Genomic DNA, 14,097 nt, shown 5'->3' on the forward strand with positions numbered 1-14,097 from the left:
CCCATCTGGCGCTCCCGGTGGTGAACCTAAGAGATCAGATCACCAAACTGCGGGATAGTTCCCTGATTTGAGCAACAACGCCAGAGAAAGTTATACATGCTACTGACTGCCGACAATTGAGCGTGCCGACTCTCGGATTGATAGCGCAGTAACAGACCGCGGGGATGAGCCTGCATCGACATGACATCACATTCACCAATCAAGGGCCGGTAGAGCAAATATAAGCGCAAGGCTTCACGCAGCGTCGGCGCATTACTGCAAACGCAGGCCAACGGCAGAAAGTCTTCAAAGAGGTGTTGTAATCCTGGCTCTTCCGGCAATTGAATATCCGGTTGATGCTTCATCAACAACTGCAGAAACCGGAAATGGCGGCTGGCATCAATACGCCCCATTGGATTCAATAACTCATAACGGTGGATCCCGCTGGCGCGAAATAGTTGTTCATCATCCAGGTGATCGAGCACACCGCTTCGCAGGCAGTTGATCGCGATTTTAGAGGAGACCGTTTTGATCACAATGAAGACCCAATTTAATGCTGCACCCCGGGGGCGCGATGATTGCCGGTTTTTCGCCCTAACAATGTGATCTAGGCGTCCTTGCTTGTTACATTTATGTAACCAGATGTAAGTTTGCAACCGCTTTCACAAGTTTTATACATTGCCACATCCAGCTAAAAAATCGTTCATTTTGGTAAAAACAAAGTCGACTCGCTTTCCTATAGTGCCGTCTCTGGAACTTCCAGTACCCATAACAATATTCAGACCGACGGAGCTCATCATGCGAACCACCACACGGATCTTTACTCTCACCGCCCTGACCGCCGCCCTGCTGGGCGGTTGTGGCAGTTCTGACTCTGAACCCACGACGAGTTACACCCAACCGACATTGGGATACCGGAGTGCAACCCTGCTGACTGCCGACGGCTACAGCTTTAAAGACCTGAATAAAGACAGTCAGTTAAACCCCTATGAAGATTGGCGGTTGGACAGTGCCACCCGGGCTGAAGATCTGCTAGCCCGCATGACGCTGGCGCAAAAAGCCGGCTTGATGATGCATGGCACGCTCACGCTGACCAGTGCCGGCCGGGTTAATTTCGATGCCATGTCATCGGTACTCAACAGCAATTACGTCAATACCTTCATCACCCGGATGTCCGGTGATCCGGCCACCATAGCCGCCGATAACAATACTCTGCAGCAGACGGTCGAAGCCATCGGACTCGGCATCCCGGTGACCATCAGTACCGACCCCAGAAACCACTTCACCAATGATCCGAATGCGACCAGCGTCAGTGCCGGTGCTTTCTCCCAATGGCCGGAGCTGCTGGGTTTTGCCGCCATCAAGGATGCCGAACTGGTACGGGAATTTGGGGATATCGCGCGTCAGGAGTATCGGGCCGTGGGGATCCAAGAAGCCCTGTCACCGCAAGCCGACTTGGCGACCGAGCCGCGTTGGGGACGGATCAGCGGGACCTTTGGTGAGAGTAACACCGTGGCCAAGGATCTGGTCGGCGCCTATATCGACGGGTTCCAGAAAGGTACAAGCGGCCTCAACGACAAGAGCGTCATTACCGTGGTCAAACACTTTGCCGGTGGCGGTCCGCAACTCAATGGTCTGGATCCGCATAATTCCTATGGCAAGGATCAAGTCTATCCGGGCGACAACTTTGCCTATCATCTGGTGCCGTTCGAGGGGGCCTTCAGCGCCAATGTTGCGGCCGTGATGCCCTACTATGGCAAGCCGGTCGGTCTGAATTATGACGGCAAGGCGATCGAGGAAGTCGGCTTTGGCTTCAACAAGCAGATCCTGACCGACCTGCTGCGCGGCCACTTCGCCTTCAGCGGCGTGGTGCTGAGCGACTGGGGGATCGTCAATGACTGCGTCGATAAATGCGTGTCTGGCCTCAGCGATGAAGAAGTAGCCGCCGGAGTCAGCCCCTGGAGCATGTCGTTCGGTATGTCCTGGGGTGTAGAAAGCATGACGGTCGCCGAGCGCTATGCCAAGGCCATTGACGCTGGTGTCGATCAGTTTGGCGGCGTCGATGAACCCGCCTATCTGTTAACGGCAATCGAGAGTGGTCTGGTTACCGAGGCGCAAATCGATGCTTCCGTGCTGCGGATCCTCAAGCAGAAGCTTGATCTCGGCCTGTTTGAAAATCCCTATGTGGACGAAGCGGCTGCCGTCGAGCTGGTCGGCAACAGTGACTTCCAGGCTAAGGGGCTCGCGGCACAGAGTGCGGCCCATATCCTGTTAAAAAACAATGACAACATACTGCCGCTGAGTGCCGAAACCATCGCCAGTAGCTATAAGAAGGTCTACCTGTACAACGTCAATGCGACCGTGGCCGCGCAATATGGCTTTACGGTTGTCACAGATCCGGCGGAGGCCGACCTGGCTATCTTGCGCATCAGCACTCCGTATGAAACCGATCCGCACTTCCCGTTCGGCAGCGTACACTTCGGCCAGCTCGGATTCGCGGACAGCAGCAGTCTGATCCAAGATACCGACCATGCCGGTGTCTATACCGGTAGTGCCGACTATGCCGCCATCAAGGCTGCCAAAGCCGCCGGCATTCCGGTTGTCGCCTCGATTTACCTCGACCGTCCGGCCATCCTGACCGACGTGATCGGCGATATCGATGCCCTGCTGGCCAACTTCGGTGCTCTGGATACCGCCTTCTTCGATGTCCTGACCGGTGCCGCCGCGCCCAAGGGCAAACTGCCGTTCGAGCTACCGTCCAGCTGGAGTGCGGTGCTGGCACAGGATGAAGACGTGGCTCACGACTCGGCTAACCCGTTGTACGAATATGGCTTCGGGCTGAGTTATTAAGCACAGCTAGCGTGAACCTGTAGAGCTAGCCCCTTGCCCCCGGCGATAGGACCGTACCAGCGGACCGCTCCCCGGGGGCTTCTTATATCCGAACGGCCCAGCACACCCAACGGACTAGTGAGGCGCCAGCATCTGCTGGGGCTGAACCCACTGGTTAAACTCCTGCGCCGACAAACAGCCACTGCGGATCACCTCCTCCCGCAACGTGGTGCCATTGCCCAGTGCCGCCTGCGCCAAGGCGGCCGCCTGCTCGTAGCCGAGACGCGGCGCCAGGGCCGTGACCAGCATCAAGGAGCGCTCCAGTAATTCCGCCATCCGTGCGCGATCCGGTTGCAAGCCCGCAATGCAATACTCGGCAAAACTGGCCATGGCATCACTCAATAGCTGCAGGCTCTGCAGCAGGTTGTAGATCATCAGCGGCTTGAATACGTTCAGCTGCAACTGCCCTTGGGCGGCAGCCATGTTGATGCTGGTATGATTGCCAATCACCTGGGCACAGACCATGGTCAGCACTTCACACTGGGTCGGATTTACTTTGCCCGGCATGATGGAGGAGCCGGGCTCATTGGCCGGTAACAGTAATTCCCCCAGTCCCGACCGCGGCCCTGATCCCAGCAAGCGGATATCGTTGGCCATCTTGTTCAGACTGACGGCCAGTGTCGATAACATCGCCGAGAGCTCGACCAGCGGCTCATGCCCGGCCAGCGCGGCAAATTTATTTTCAGCAGAGGTAAATGGCAGCCCGGTCAACATGGCAATCCGGGCGGCAAACTGTTCAGCGAATCCAATGGCGGTATTCAGGCCGGTTCCGACCGCAGTCCCACCCTGCGCCAGCGGATAAAGCCGCGGCAGTGTCGCCTCCAGCCGCGCGAGTCCCCACCCCAGCTGGGTCACATAGGCGGAAAACTCCTGCCCTAACGTCAGGGGGGTTGCATCCTGCAAGTGAGTACGCCCCAGCTTGATGATGTCCTGCCATGCCACGACCTGCTGCTGCACCGCTAACTGCAATCGCAACAAGGCCGGAAACAACTGCTGGTGCAGTTGCTCGACTGCGGCAATATGCATGGCGGTTGGAAACAGATCATTGGTCGATTGCCCCAGATTGCAGTGATCATTGGGATGAACCGCTCCGGGGGTGCCCGCGAGTTCACCGAGTTGCCGGTTGGCCACATAGGCCAGCACCTCATTGGCATTCATGTTGGTTTGGGTTCCGGAGCCGCTTTGCCAGATGGTCAGCGGAAAATGGGGATCCAGCTCGCCCGCTATCATCCGGATCGCGGCCGCGACGATCGCCTCCCCTCGCCGTGGATCCAACCGTTGCAACTGCATATTAGTTTCGGCGGCTGCCCGCTTGGCCAGACCCAGTGCACGGATAAAACTGCGCGGGAAGCGTTCCTGACCAATGTGGAAATGCAGGAGCGCACGCTGGGTCTGTGCGCCCCAGAAGGCATCCTTCGCCACGCCGATCACTCCCATGGAATCCCGCTCCAGTCGTTCGTCCGTCATGGCCTGGGCTCCCGCAGCAGTAAGTCCAGCTCATCCACCACCTCGGCCCAGTCAGCATCATCCTCCAAAGCCTGAGCTAATAACTGGGCTTGGGCGCTGCTCCAGCAAGGGGCATCCACCAGCAGTAGATGGGCGGGTAATGGCGCCTGACGGGCCACAAACGCGGCAATCGCCTCAGGGGTATCCGCCAACCCTAGTTGGCGAAACAACGCCGGCAAACTATGTAACTGACTTTCCATGGTGTTTTCCCTCTACAGACTCAGATCGTGGGGTCGAAATCCTCTTCGGGCAATCCCGCTGCGGAGAGCGCGAGATGACAGAGCAAGGATTTAACCCTCGCCTAGTCAGTATGGCAGGACAGATCCATGTCGTACCCGCCGCTATTAGACGGCAGAAGAATTATGTAGGCCTGCAAGGCGCGCCGCTTCAGGCTTCTTTACCGCGAGAAACAGGCGGGACAGGATCAGATCAAGACGGGAACAGTTGGTGTCGAGCAAAGCGCCTGGCTTGGCAAAAGCACAGAAGTTCAGCCAGATGATTCCATCGCGGACGCAAATAAGGTACAAGGACGTCATGAAAATTCCAAAACGAATCCAACCTCTGGTTGATGACGGCTTGGTTGATGAAGTCATCCGCCGATTGAAAAGTGGTAAAGAAGCCGACGTCTTTGTAGTGCGTAGCGGTACCGATATTCGCTGCGCCAAAATCTACAAGGAAGCGAGCCAGCGCAGCTTCAAGCAAGCCGTGCAATACCAGGAAGGACGCAAGGTCCGTAACAGCCGGGATGCCCGGGCCATGGAGAAGGGTTCCAAATTCGGGCGCAAGCAGCAAGAAGAGAGCTGGCAGCACACCGAAGTGGACGCCTTGTACAAGCTGGCCAGTGTCGGAGTGCGGGTGCCACAGCCCTATGGCTGTTTCGATGGCGTGCTCTTGATGGAGCTCATCACCGATGAAGAGGGCCATGTTGCGCCACGGCTGGCTGATGTCACCATGTCCGACGAGCAAGCCCTGGAAGATCACGACATCATGATCCAGTACGTGGTGCGCATGTTGTGTGCAGGCCTAGTCCATGGCGATCTCTCCGAGTTTAATGTGCTGGTCGACGAGTTTGGCCCGGTGATCATCGACTTGCCCCAAGTGGTGGATGCCGCCGCCAACAACCACGCCAAGGCCATGCTCGAGCGCGATGTGAATAACCTTACCGAGTATTACGGCCAGTTCGCCCCTGAATTGCTCGGGCGTCGTTACGCCAAGGAGATGTGGGCGCTGTATGAAGATGGCAAACTGACGCCAGAGAGCCAGCTGACCGGCCACTTCGAAGAGAGCACCGAAGCAGTAGACCTGGATTCGATCCTGGATGAAATCAATACCGTGCGTGACGAAGAAGAGGCCCGCCAACTGCGCCTGCGCGAAGCTCAGGAGTTCGATTGAACCAAGCCTTCGGCCATCCTGCACCCGAGAGTCACGTCACGGCGCTGGCTCTCTTTTTTATGACGCAAAAATGCCCTTTTATCGAGCAGGAATGCCCTCCTTGGCCACACTGGAGATCCTGATGGCGAACCCGCGGCTGCCTCACAGCATCTTTATCTGCCTGTTCAGTGCCCTCGCCGTTCCGGTGCAGGCCGATCAGGTATGGCTCAAGAATGGCGATCGACTCAGTGGCACAATCGAGCAACTCCAGGATGGCAAGCTGCGGCTGGCGACGAAATATGCGGGCACCCTCTCTATTCGCTGGCCTGAGGTGCAACGCATCGAATCCACGCAACCCCTACTGATCACCCTGGCCCCGGGTGAACAACCGCCGCCGGCGGGAGCCAGCCTGGTCGAATTCAAAGCGCCGCAACAACAACGGGTGTTGCGGCAAGAGCAGATCACCGATATTCAGCAGCCAGCACATTTCAGTCCAAAGTTCAGTTGGAAAGGCAATCTGGATCTCAGTCTGGATCTGGAGCGGGATCAGGATTCCAGTGACAAACTGCGCCTGAAGACCAGCAACGAATTCTTGAAAGGCTATTGGCGTGACAAACTGAATGCGGATTGGGAATTGCAAAAAACCAACGGCGAGCGCGACCGTCACAATTACGGCCTGACCAACTCGCTGGACTATTTCTGGAGTAAAAGCTGGTTCTGGCGGGGTGATGCCAGTTTCTCTCGCGATTTTCAAAATGATCTCTATCAGGAGCTCAAATATGGCAGCGGCCCGGGCTATCGCTTTTATGACGACAAGAGTGGCCGTTTCGAACTGGGCACCACGCTAGGTCGTCAGGGCTACCGGTATTACAGCCAACCAGATCTGCGCTTTTCCATCCTGACCCTGAACTGGGATTATCGCCGTTTTCTGCTCCAGGATGGTTTACTGGAGCTCTACACCAACGGCGAATACAGCTATCCCTATTTTCAGGAGGTGGACTATGCCATCACCGCCGAAGCTGGGATGCGCATCCGCCTAACCCAACACCTGAGATCGACCTTCTCCACCGAGCTTGATGCCTTGCAAAGCACTCAGGAATCCCACAGCGACTGGAAGCACTTCTTCGGTCTCGGTTACAACTGGTAGCCCCGAGAGCCGATTATTTCGACTTGCGTTTTTCCACCCTCTGTCGCGCAATCTGATACCGCCGCAAACCATCGACATCCGCCAATTTAGTGTTCTCCGGAAGCTGGCCCGTGGTCTTGACGCTCCCCACCCGCTGGGAGCGATAGATACTGGCATAACCAGAACAGAGGTAACTCATGACACAAGCCACCCCAGCATAGATGCCAATCTCGCTACCAAATAACTCCATCGCCATCAGGGTGGAGGCCAGCGGAGTATTGGCGGCGCCAGCAAACACAGCGACAAAACCAATTCCGGCCAAGAGTGGAAACGGCAACTGCAGGACCGGCGCCAGCGCATTGCCCAGGGTGGCGCCGATATAGAACAGCGGCGTCACCTCCCCCCCCTTGAAACCACTCGCCAGCGAGGCAATGGTGTAGCCCATCTTGGCCAGAAAATCATAGGCCGGCAACGGCTGACTGAATGCCTCGAGGATGGTTGGGATCCCCAAGCCGATATAGCGATCGCCATGACAAAACCAGGCGACAGCGGCGATCACAGCCCCGCCGAGCAAAGGCCGCAACGGCCCATAGCTGACCCGTTGTTTGAATTGGGCACCGAGCCAGTGGGTTGCCACGGCAAATAGCTTGCCAGTGAGCCCGAACAGAGCCCCGGCGATCAGCATGGCTCCCAGGCCCCACCCCGTGACCTCGGGGATCTGCGGGATCAGATAATGAGTATGCTGCACACCCCACCAGAGCCCGACCTGATCGGCAATAATCGCCGCGATAAAACAGGGTAACAGCGCATCGTAGCGCATGCGGCCGATGGCCAGCACCTCCAGGCCGAAGATGGCGCCCGCCAAGGGCGTACCGAACACCGAAGAAAAACCGGCACTGATCCCCGCCATCAACAATATCCGCCGATCATCCCGCTGCAACCGAAACAGCCGGGTCACCTGATCGGCTAACGCGCCGCCCATCTGCACCGCGGTTCCTTCCCGGCCGACCGAGGCACCAAACAGATGGGAGATAACGGTTGCCCCCAGCACCAGGGGCGCCATGCGCAGGGGAATGGTATTTTTCGGATCGTGAATTTCATCAATCAGCAGATTATTGCCCGCTTCCACCTGCTGACCGATTTTCAGATACACCCAGCCCACCGCAAAACCGGCCAGCGGCAACAAGGCCAGCAACCAGCGGTTGGCGACCCGGGTCTGCGTGGCCCATTCCAGCGCAAACAGAAACAGGGCCGAGGCAGAGCCTGCCAGCAGGGCGACTAAGCTGGCCAACAGCAACCATTTCCCCAGGTAGGGCAACAGTGCAAATGGCGGTGGCGCGAATCTGAATTTCATAGCAATCCCTTGGCATGGTAGAGCCGGCATATTGAAGCGAGGCAAGAGCAAGCTGGCGCTGTGCAAATACTCCTACGGCAGATGGTGTCAATCTTACCCTGTCAGGGTATTCCATCGCCAGCAACCGGGAGGCCGGAGTCCACTCACCCCCAGCGGAAACGACTCCAGGCCTGTTGTTGGGCCAGAGGCTGGAAGGTCCAGGCCACCAGACGACTGGTTTTTTGCCCTTGCGCCATATCGATCACCCGCACCTCGACCGCCTTGGCCGCGATCAGAGCCTTGCGGAGCGGCGCGACATGTTCGACCTTGGAGACCAGGGTGGAAAACCAGAACACTTGACCGGCAAACCGCTGGCTGTCGTGGATCATGCGCAGGATAAATTTCAGCTCGCCACCCTCGCACCAGAGCTCATTCTGCCGGCCACCAAAATTCAGGGTCGCCTGATCCAGATTGGCCCTTTGTTCATTGCGGGCCTTCTGGCTATTGAGGTTGCGCACCTTGCGCAAACTACCGGCCGCCGCCTCCTGGGCCGAGGCATGAAACGGCGGGTTGCACAGCGTCAGATCGAAGATATCGCCGCCCTGGATGATATTGCCAAAGATCTGGCTGACATCCGGCTGCAGTCCGCACACCAGAGCCTGTGACAGTGATGGATTGGCCGCCTGGATACGCGCCACCGAGGCCAGGGAATCGGCATCGACATCGCTGCCGACAAAAGACCAGCCATAGGCGTGATGACCGATGATGGGATAGATGGCATTGGCGCCCACCCCGATATCCAGCACCCGGATCTGGTCGCCTGTGGGTACCTTGCCCTTATGACAACTGGCCAGTAGATCGGCCAGATGATGAATATGATCCGCCCGTCCCGGGATCGGCGGACACAGGTAACCCTCCGGGATATCCCAGCCCTGAATGCCATAGTCAGCCGCCAGGATCGCCCGGTTCAGGGCCTTGACCGCCAGAGGATCGGCAAAATCGATTGTCTGTTGCTGGCTCTGGGCCTGGATGCGCACAAACGGCTGCAACTCCGAAGACGCGGCTTGCAAGCGGCCAAAGTCATAGCGCCCCTGATGGGGATTGCGCGGATGCAGGCTGGCTTTGATGGACGCAGCAGGCGGCGTTGTGCGGGATGCGCCTCGGGGCTTAGAGGGTTTCGACATAACAGACTCGAAGGTAGAAACAGATCAGCGGCGATCTTGGCGATTGGCGGGCGCAAGTGCAAGCAAAAGCCGGTGTTCCCCCATAACCCACTCGAAAAGACACGCTGTTTGCTGGCTCAGATTCTTGGGCCGCTGATGTATTGCGCATAATTTGCGCCGGTTCACAGAATCAGGACTTTACAAAATTTAACGCCTATTTATTATGTCGACATGTTTAACATATTCGAAATGAGTCCATGCATCACGACTACTCACGCGCCATTCCCGAGACCTGGCAACAGATTGCCAAGGTGTTCAATGCCCTGGGAGATGAACATCGCCAGCGACTGCTGCTGACCTTCGAGCCCGGTGAACGCCTGACCGCGGGCCAGTTGGCCGAAGTCTCCACTCTCTCGCGCCCGACGGTCTCTCATCATCTGAAGATCCTGCGCGAAGCCGGGGTACTGCAGCATGAACGCCAGGGCAAAACCATCTACTTCTGGATCGACAAACCCTATTTGAATGATTCACTGCAGGCGGTGCTCACCTACCTGCAGGATGAGGCCTGAGCCCCAGTAACAAACCCGAACGAGGAAAGGAGTCCCGATGCGAATCCTGATTAAATTGTTGTTGCGTGTATTGTTTACCCTGCTATTTCGCGTGCGAGTCCGCGGCGACTGGCAGGCTCTGAAGCAGGAGCGTGTGTTGGTGGTCGCCAATCATGAATCCTTCCTCGATGGCATGTTGCTGGGGATCTTCATGCCCGGCAATCCGGTGTTTGTGGTGCATACCTGGGTTGCCGAGTACTGGCTGTTCAAACCTCTGCTGGCGCTGGTTGATTATCTGCCAGTCGACCCGACAAGCCCTATGGGCATGAAGCAGGTCGTTCGCCTCATCGAACAGGGCCGTCCCGTGGTCATATTCCCCGAAGGCCGCCTGACGGTCACCGGCTCCCTGATGAAGATCTATAACGGCCCGGCCTTTATTGCGGCCAAGACTGGCGCCACTGTGCTGCCGGTGCATCTGGATGGTCCGGCACGCACCTATTTCAGCCGCATGGGCGGTCACTATCCGCGTCGCTGGTTACCCAAGATGCGCATCACCATCATGCCGACTGAAACCATCGCCATGCCGCAAGCCAGCAGCAGCCACGAACGTCGCGCCAAGGCTGGGGAAGCGCTGCGTCGCATCATGCAACATATGCTGTTTGTCTCCCGCCCCCGCGGCACCCTGTATGAGGCACTGCTCGGTGCCATCTCCTTGTATGGCCGTCGTTATCTGCTGCTCGAAGATATGCGTCAGGTGGAACAAAGCTATGGCGATCTGCTGAAGATGACCCTGGCGCTGGGTCGCATGACCACCCGTCTGGCCGCCCCCGGCGAGCGCATCGGTCTGTTGTTGCCCAATCTCGCCGCCACCTTGGGATTGATGATCGGCAGCGGTGCCTTCGGTCGGGTTCCCGCCATGCTCAACTACACCGCCGGTCGGCAAGGGATAGAATCTGCCTGCCGGGTCGCCGGGATCAAGACGCTGATCAGCTCCCGCGCCTTTATCGAAACCGCACGGCTACAGGAGGTGATAGCGGCACTGCCGGAGAGCCTGAATGTGCTCTATCTGGAAGACTTGCGCGCCGCCTTCACCTGGCAGGACAAGCTGTGGGTGCTGGCGGCCCTCTGCCTACCCCGTCTGCTGGTTCCAACCCAGCACAGTGAGGCCGAAGCCGTCACCCTGTTTACCTCAGGCTCTGAAGGGGTACCCAAGGGGGTGGTGTTGACCCACCGCAACCTGTTGGCCAATCTGGCACAGATCCAATCGGTCATCGACTTCTCGGTGGATGACAAGTTTATGAATGCACTGCCGATCTTCCATGCTTTTGGCCTGACGGCCGGCACCTTGCTGCCAGTGGTCACCGGGACCAAGTTGTTCCTCTACCCATCGCCCTTGCACTACAAGGTGATCCCCGAGGTGGTCTATGATCGCAACTGCTCGGTACTGTTCGGCACCAGTACCTTCCTCGGCAACTATGCCAAACACGCCCACCCTTATGACTTCTTCCGTATGCGCTACGTGATTGCCGGGGCCGAGAAGCTGGCACAACCGGTACGCGAGCTGTGGTTTGAAAAGTTCGGTATCCGCATCCTCGAAGGCTACGGTGCCACCGAAACGGCCCCCGTGCTGGCAGTCAATACCCCCATGGCCTATCGCACCGGCACGGTCGGCCAATTCCTGCCCGGTATCGAATGGCGTCTGGTTCCGGTTCCGGGTATCGAACAAGGCGGTATCCTGCACGTCAAGGGTCCCAATCTGATGGCTGGTTACCTGCGTGACAGCAATCCTGGCGTGTTGGAGGCGACGGCCTCGGAGCTGGGAACCGGTTGGTACAACACCGGCGATATTGTCGCCGTGGATGAGCAAGGCTTTGTCACCATTGCCGGTCGTCTCAAACGCTTTGCCAAGATTGCCGGCGAGATGGTCTCGCTGGAGGTAGTGGAAAAACTGGCAGCTCTGGCCAGCCCGGAGCAACAGCATGCCGCCAGCGTGCGACCGGATGAGAGCAAGGGCGAGGCTCTGGTGCTGTTCACCACGGATCCTGAACTCAACGCCGAACAACTCAGCCAAGTGGCTCGTGAACTGGGAGCCCAGGCCCTGGCGGTGCCGCGGGATATCCGCCGGATCGACGCCCTGCCGTTGCTCGGCACCGGTAAAATCGACTATGTCAGTCTCAAGACCCTGGCTACGGCCTGATCAAGGAGCGATCACCATGCATACTTCAACCCCTGTTGCGGCCAGCAAGCCGCTCTTTTCCCGCGGCATGAGCGCTGTACTGGTCGCCCAGTTCCTCTCAGCCTTTGCGGACAATGCCATCCTGGTCGGCGCCATCAAGCTGGTGCTCTTGTTGTCCGCCGAAAAAGGGATGGATGCCCTGCTGCAGGGCAGCTTCGTGATGCCCTATATCTTGCTGGCACCCTTTGTCGGCCTGCTGGCCGATGCCTTGCCCAAGGGACGCGTGATGTGGCTCGCCAACAGCATCAAACTGATCTCCGGCATCGTCATGCTGACCATCGCCTTGCAGGGCGATCAAGCCACCATCCTCTGGGTGATCATCGCCTATGTGCTGACCGGGATCGGGGCGGCGGTCTACTCGCCCGCCAAGTACGGCATCCTGACCCAGCTGTGCGGTACCGAGCAACTGGTTAAGGCCAACGGCCTGATGGAAGGCTCGACCATAGTCGCTATTTTGCTGGGCTTTGTTTGCGGGGGCTGGTTGGCTGATAGCTCCTTGGTGCTATTGTTGGCGGTGGTGACCGGCTGCTACGCGCTGGCGGTGCTGTTATCGCTGCTGATCCCGCGACTGCCCATAGTGCACGCGCTGGAGCAGGCTTCGGTGGCCGTGATGGTGCGGGATTTTGCCGGTGCAGTGGTCACCTTGTTGCGGGATCGCCAGGCCCGCACCTCGCTGCTGGGCACCAGTCTGTTCTGGGGCTCCGGTTCGACCCTGCGTCTGGTGCTGTTTGCCTGGGTTCCCTTTGCGCTGGGATTGGCGGACACCAGCTCGGCCACTAATCTGGGCGGCGTAGTCTCCATCGGTATCATAGTCGGCGCCGGTCTGGCCGGGGCCTTCATCCGCCTGGAGCATGCCCCCCGCGCCCTGTGGGCCGGTTTGCTGATTGGCGCTCCCCTGCTGTTTATGGGCCTGGCCACCGAGTTGTGGCATGCCGGTGCCTTGCTCATCGGTCTTGGCGCCGCCGCCGGTTGCTTCGTGGTTCCGCTCAATGCCCTGCTGCAATCCCGCGGCCAGGCCAGCGTCGGCGCCGGACACGCCATTGCGGTGCAAAACTTCTGCGAAAACTTGCTGATTGCGGCCTTTGTCGGTCTGCACTATCTGGCCAGCCAGTGGTTCGATCCAGCCCAGGAGGTCTTCGCCTTTGGCGTGCTGCTCATCGCCATCATGGGTCTGCTGTTTATCAGCTATCGCCTGAGTGGTCGTCACGTGGCGCTCGCCGTCGAAACGGCGTAAGCCACCGCAAGATGACAGAGGCGGACCGGTTCGATGACCCGGCCCGCCCATTACCACCCACAAGGAGCTGTTATGCCGAGCGTTTATCAACTCAAGCCGCGCTTTCTGGCGCTGCTCGCCCCTCTTACCGCCCGACTGGCCCACCTGGGCGTTACCGCCAATCAGGTCACGACGTTGGCGTGTCTACTCTCCATAGGGTACGGCGCAGCCCTGAGCCTGCTGCAATGGCAACAGCTGGATGCCGCGCGCTGGCTCTGGCTGGGATTGCCGCTGTTTTTGTTTATTCGCATGGCGCTCAATGCCATCGATGGTCAACTGGCTCGCGACTATGGACAGAAGAGTCGCCTCGGCGGACTACTGAACGAAATGGGCGACGTTCTGGCCGATGGCGCGCTATTTGTGCCGCTGGCTCTGGTGCCAGAGCTCTGGGCTCCGCTCATCGCCCTCTTTATCTGGCTGGCGTTGCTGACCGAGTATGCCGGAGTAGCCGGGCTACTGATTGGCGGTGGCCGTCGCTATGAGGGTCCCATGGGCAAGAGTGATCGCGCTACCTTGATCGGCGCCTGTGGTCTGGCACTGGGCTCTGCCCTACTCGGCGATGTCCTCACGTCCCTCATCAACATACTGCTGCTTCTGGCCTGTGGCCTGATGATCTGGACCTGTTACAATCGGCTGCGAATGGCGCTATCCCATTCGCAGAGTCATTAAGACG

13 protein-coding genes are annotated in these 14,097 nt (G+C 58.4%); 7 read left to right on the forward strand and 6 right to left on the reverse strand.

From position 1 onward, the window contains the following. Positions 1-26 precede the first annotated feature (26 nt). The gene (locus ACYVG7_RS20640) at positions 27-464 is read right to left on the reverse strand and encodes an AraC family transcriptional regulator ligand-binding domain-containing protein (RefSeq protein WP_460884989.1); all 438 of its coding nucleotides are present in this window, start codon (positions 462-464) and stop codon (positions 27-29) included. A gap of 313 nt (positions 465-777) precedes the next feature. On the opposite strand from ACYVG7_RS20640, the gene ACYVG7_RS20645 reads away from it, so the two are divergent. Beyond that, on the forward strand, positions 778-2,829 hold the full coding sequence (locus ACYVG7_RS20645; protein WP_460884990.1) for a glycoside hydrolase family 3 protein: 2,052 nt from the start codon (positions 778-780) through the stop codon (positions 2,827-2,829). Between the two features lie 114 nt (positions 2,830-2,943). On the opposite strand, the gene ACYVG7_RS20650 is transcribed toward ACYVG7_RS20645, so the two are convergent. From ACYVG7_RS20650 to ACYVG7_RS20660, 3 genes are all read right to left on the reverse strand, one after another. Beyond that, complete coding sequence (locus ACYVG7_RS20650; RefSeq protein ID WP_460884991.1) at positions 2,944-4,335, reverse strand: class II fumarate hydratase; 1,392 nt, start codon at positions 4,333-4,335, stop codon at positions 2,944-2,946. Next, the gene (locus tag ACYVG7_RS20655) at positions 4,332-4,574 is read right to left on the reverse strand and encodes a DUF2789 family protein (protein ID WP_460884992.1); all 243 of its coding nucleotides are present in this window, start codon (positions 4,572-4,574) and stop codon (positions 4,332-4,334) included. The genes ACYVG7_RS20650 and ACYVG7_RS20655 overlap by 4 nt, the downstream gene beginning before the upstream one ends. A gap of 144 nt (positions 4,575-4,718) precedes the next feature. Further along, positions 4,719-4,910 carry a hypothetical protein gene (locus ACYVG7_RS20660; RefSeq protein WP_460884993.1) on the reverse strand — a complete coding sequence of 64 codons (192 nt, stop codon included), beginning with the start codon at positions 4,908-4,910 and terminating at the stop codon, positions 4,719-4,721. Between ACYVG7_RS20660 and ACYVG7_RS20665 the strand changes: the two genes are divergently transcribed. Continuing rightward, positions 4,909-5,766 carry a PA4780 family RIO1-like protein kinase gene (locus tag ACYVG7_RS20665; RefSeq protein WP_460884994.1) on the forward strand — a complete coding sequence of 286 codons (858 nt, stop codon included), beginning with the start codon at positions 4,909-4,911 and terminating at the stop codon, positions 5,764-5,766. The two genes, ACYVG7_RS20660 and ACYVG7_RS20665, sit on opposite strands and share 2 nt — an antisense overlap. A 121-nt stretch (positions 5,767-5,887) precedes the next feature. After that, entirely contained in the window at positions 5,888-6,892 is a 1,005-nt protein-coding gene (locus ACYVG7_RS20670) for a DUF481 domain-containing protein (protein ID WP_460884995.1), read from the forward strand. Between the two features lie 13 nt (positions 6,893-6,905). On the opposite strand, the gene ACYVG7_RS20675 is transcribed toward ACYVG7_RS20670, so the two are convergent. Further along, positions 6,906-8,225, reverse strand: coding sequence for a voltage-gated chloride channel family protein (locus ACYVG7_RS20675; protein WP_460884996.1), 1,320 nt, complete (start codon positions 8,223-8,225; stop codon positions 6,906-6,908). Between the two features lie 143 nt (positions 8,226-8,368). After that, complete coding sequence (rlmF, locus tag ACYVG7_RS20680) at positions 8,369-9,388, reverse strand: 23S rRNA (adenine(1618)-N(6))-methyltransferase RlmF (RefSeq protein WP_460884997.1); 1,020 nt, start codon at positions 9,386-9,388, stop codon at positions 8,369-8,371. A 236-nt stretch (positions 9,389-9,624) separates the two neighbouring features. Between rlmF and ACYVG7_RS20685 the strand changes: the two genes are divergently transcribed. The 4 genes from ACYVG7_RS20685 to ACYVG7_RS20700 all read left to right on the forward strand — a co-directional run bounded on the left by ACYVG7_RS20685 (position 9,625) and on the right by ACYVG7_RS20700 (position 14,093). Then, a complete protein-coding gene (locus ACYVG7_RS20685; RefSeq protein ID WP_460884998.1) occupies positions 9,625-9,936 on the forward strand; it encodes an ArsR/SmtB family transcription factor in 312 nt (103 codons plus the stop codon). Between the two features lie 37 nt (positions 9,937-9,973). Further along, positions 9,974-12,112, forward strand: a complete 2,139-nt coding sequence (gene aas, locus ACYVG7_RS20690; RefSeq protein ID WP_460884999.1) for a bifunctional acyl-ACP--phospholipid O-acyltransferase/long-chain-fatty-acid--ACP ligase — start codon at positions 9,974-9,976, stop codon at positions 12,110-12,112. A gap of 16 nt (positions 12,113-12,128) precedes the next feature. After that, positions 12,129-13,385, forward strand: a complete 1,257-nt coding sequence (gene lplT, locus ACYVG7_RS20695) for a lysophospholipid transporter LplT (protein WP_460885000.1) — start codon at positions 12,129-12,131, stop codon at positions 13,383-13,385. 72 nt (positions 13,386-13,457) lie between these two features. Next, entirely contained in the window at positions 13,458-14,093 is a 636-nt protein-coding gene (locus ACYVG7_RS20700) for a CDP-alcohol phosphatidyltransferase family protein (protein WP_460885001.1), read from the forward strand. Positions 14,094-14,097: the final 4 nt, after the last annotated feature.

The sequence above is a fragment of the Pseudaeromonas pectinilytica genome, assembly GCF_054780855.1.

What these genes read in the sequence shown, in the direction of transcription:
- ACYVG7_RS20645 (WP_460884990.1), top strand. Translation starts at nt 778, where the DNA reads ATGCGAACCACCACACGGATCTTTACTCTCACCGCCCTGACCGCCGCC.
- ACYVG7_RS20650 (WP_460884991.1), bottom strand. Translation starts at nt 4,335, where the DNA reads ATGACGGACGAACGACTGGAGCGGGATTCCATGGGAGTGATCGGCGTG.
- ACYVG7_RS20655 (WP_460884992.1), bottom strand. Translation starts at nt 4,574, where the DNA reads ATGGAAAGTCAGTTACATAGTTTGCCGGCGTTGTTTCGCCAACTAGGG.
- ACYVG7_RS20665 (WP_460884994.1), top strand. Translation starts at nt 4,909, where the DNA reads ATGAAAATTCCAAAACGAATCCAACCTCTGGTTGATGACGGCTTGGTT.
- ACYVG7_RS20660 (WP_460884993.1), bottom strand. Translation starts at nt 4,910, where the DNA reads ATGACGTCCTTGTACCTTATTTGCGTCCGCGATGGAATCATCTGGCTG.
- ACYVG7_RS20670 (WP_460884995.1), top strand. Translation starts at nt 5,888, where the DNA reads ATGGCGAACCCGCGGCTGCCTCACAGCATCTTTATCTGCCTGTTCAGT.
- ACYVG7_RS20675 (WP_460884996.1), bottom strand. Translation starts at nt 8,225, where the DNA reads ATGAAATTCAGATTCGCGCCACCGCCATTTGCACTGTTGCCCTACCTG.
- rlmF (WP_460884997.1), bottom strand. Translation starts at nt 9,388, where the DNA reads ATGTCGAAACCCTCTAAGCCCCGAGGCGCATCCCGCACAACGCCGCCT.
- ACYVG7_RS20685 (WP_460884998.1), top strand. Translation starts at nt 9,625, where the DNA reads ATGCATCACGACTACTCACGCGCCATTCCCGAGACCTGGCAACAGATT.
- aas (WP_460884999.1), top strand. Translation starts at nt 9,974, where the DNA reads ATGCGAATCCTGATTAAATTGTTGTTGCGTGTATTGTTTACCCTGCTA.
- lplT (WP_460885000.1), top strand. Translation starts at nt 12,129, where the DNA reads ATGCATACTTCAACCCCTGTTGCGGCCAGCAAGCCGCTCTTTTCCCGC.
- ACYVG7_RS20700 (WP_460885001.1), top strand. Translation starts at nt 13,458, where the DNA reads ATGCCGAGCGTTTATCAACTCAAGCCGCGCTTTCTGGCGCTGCTCGCC.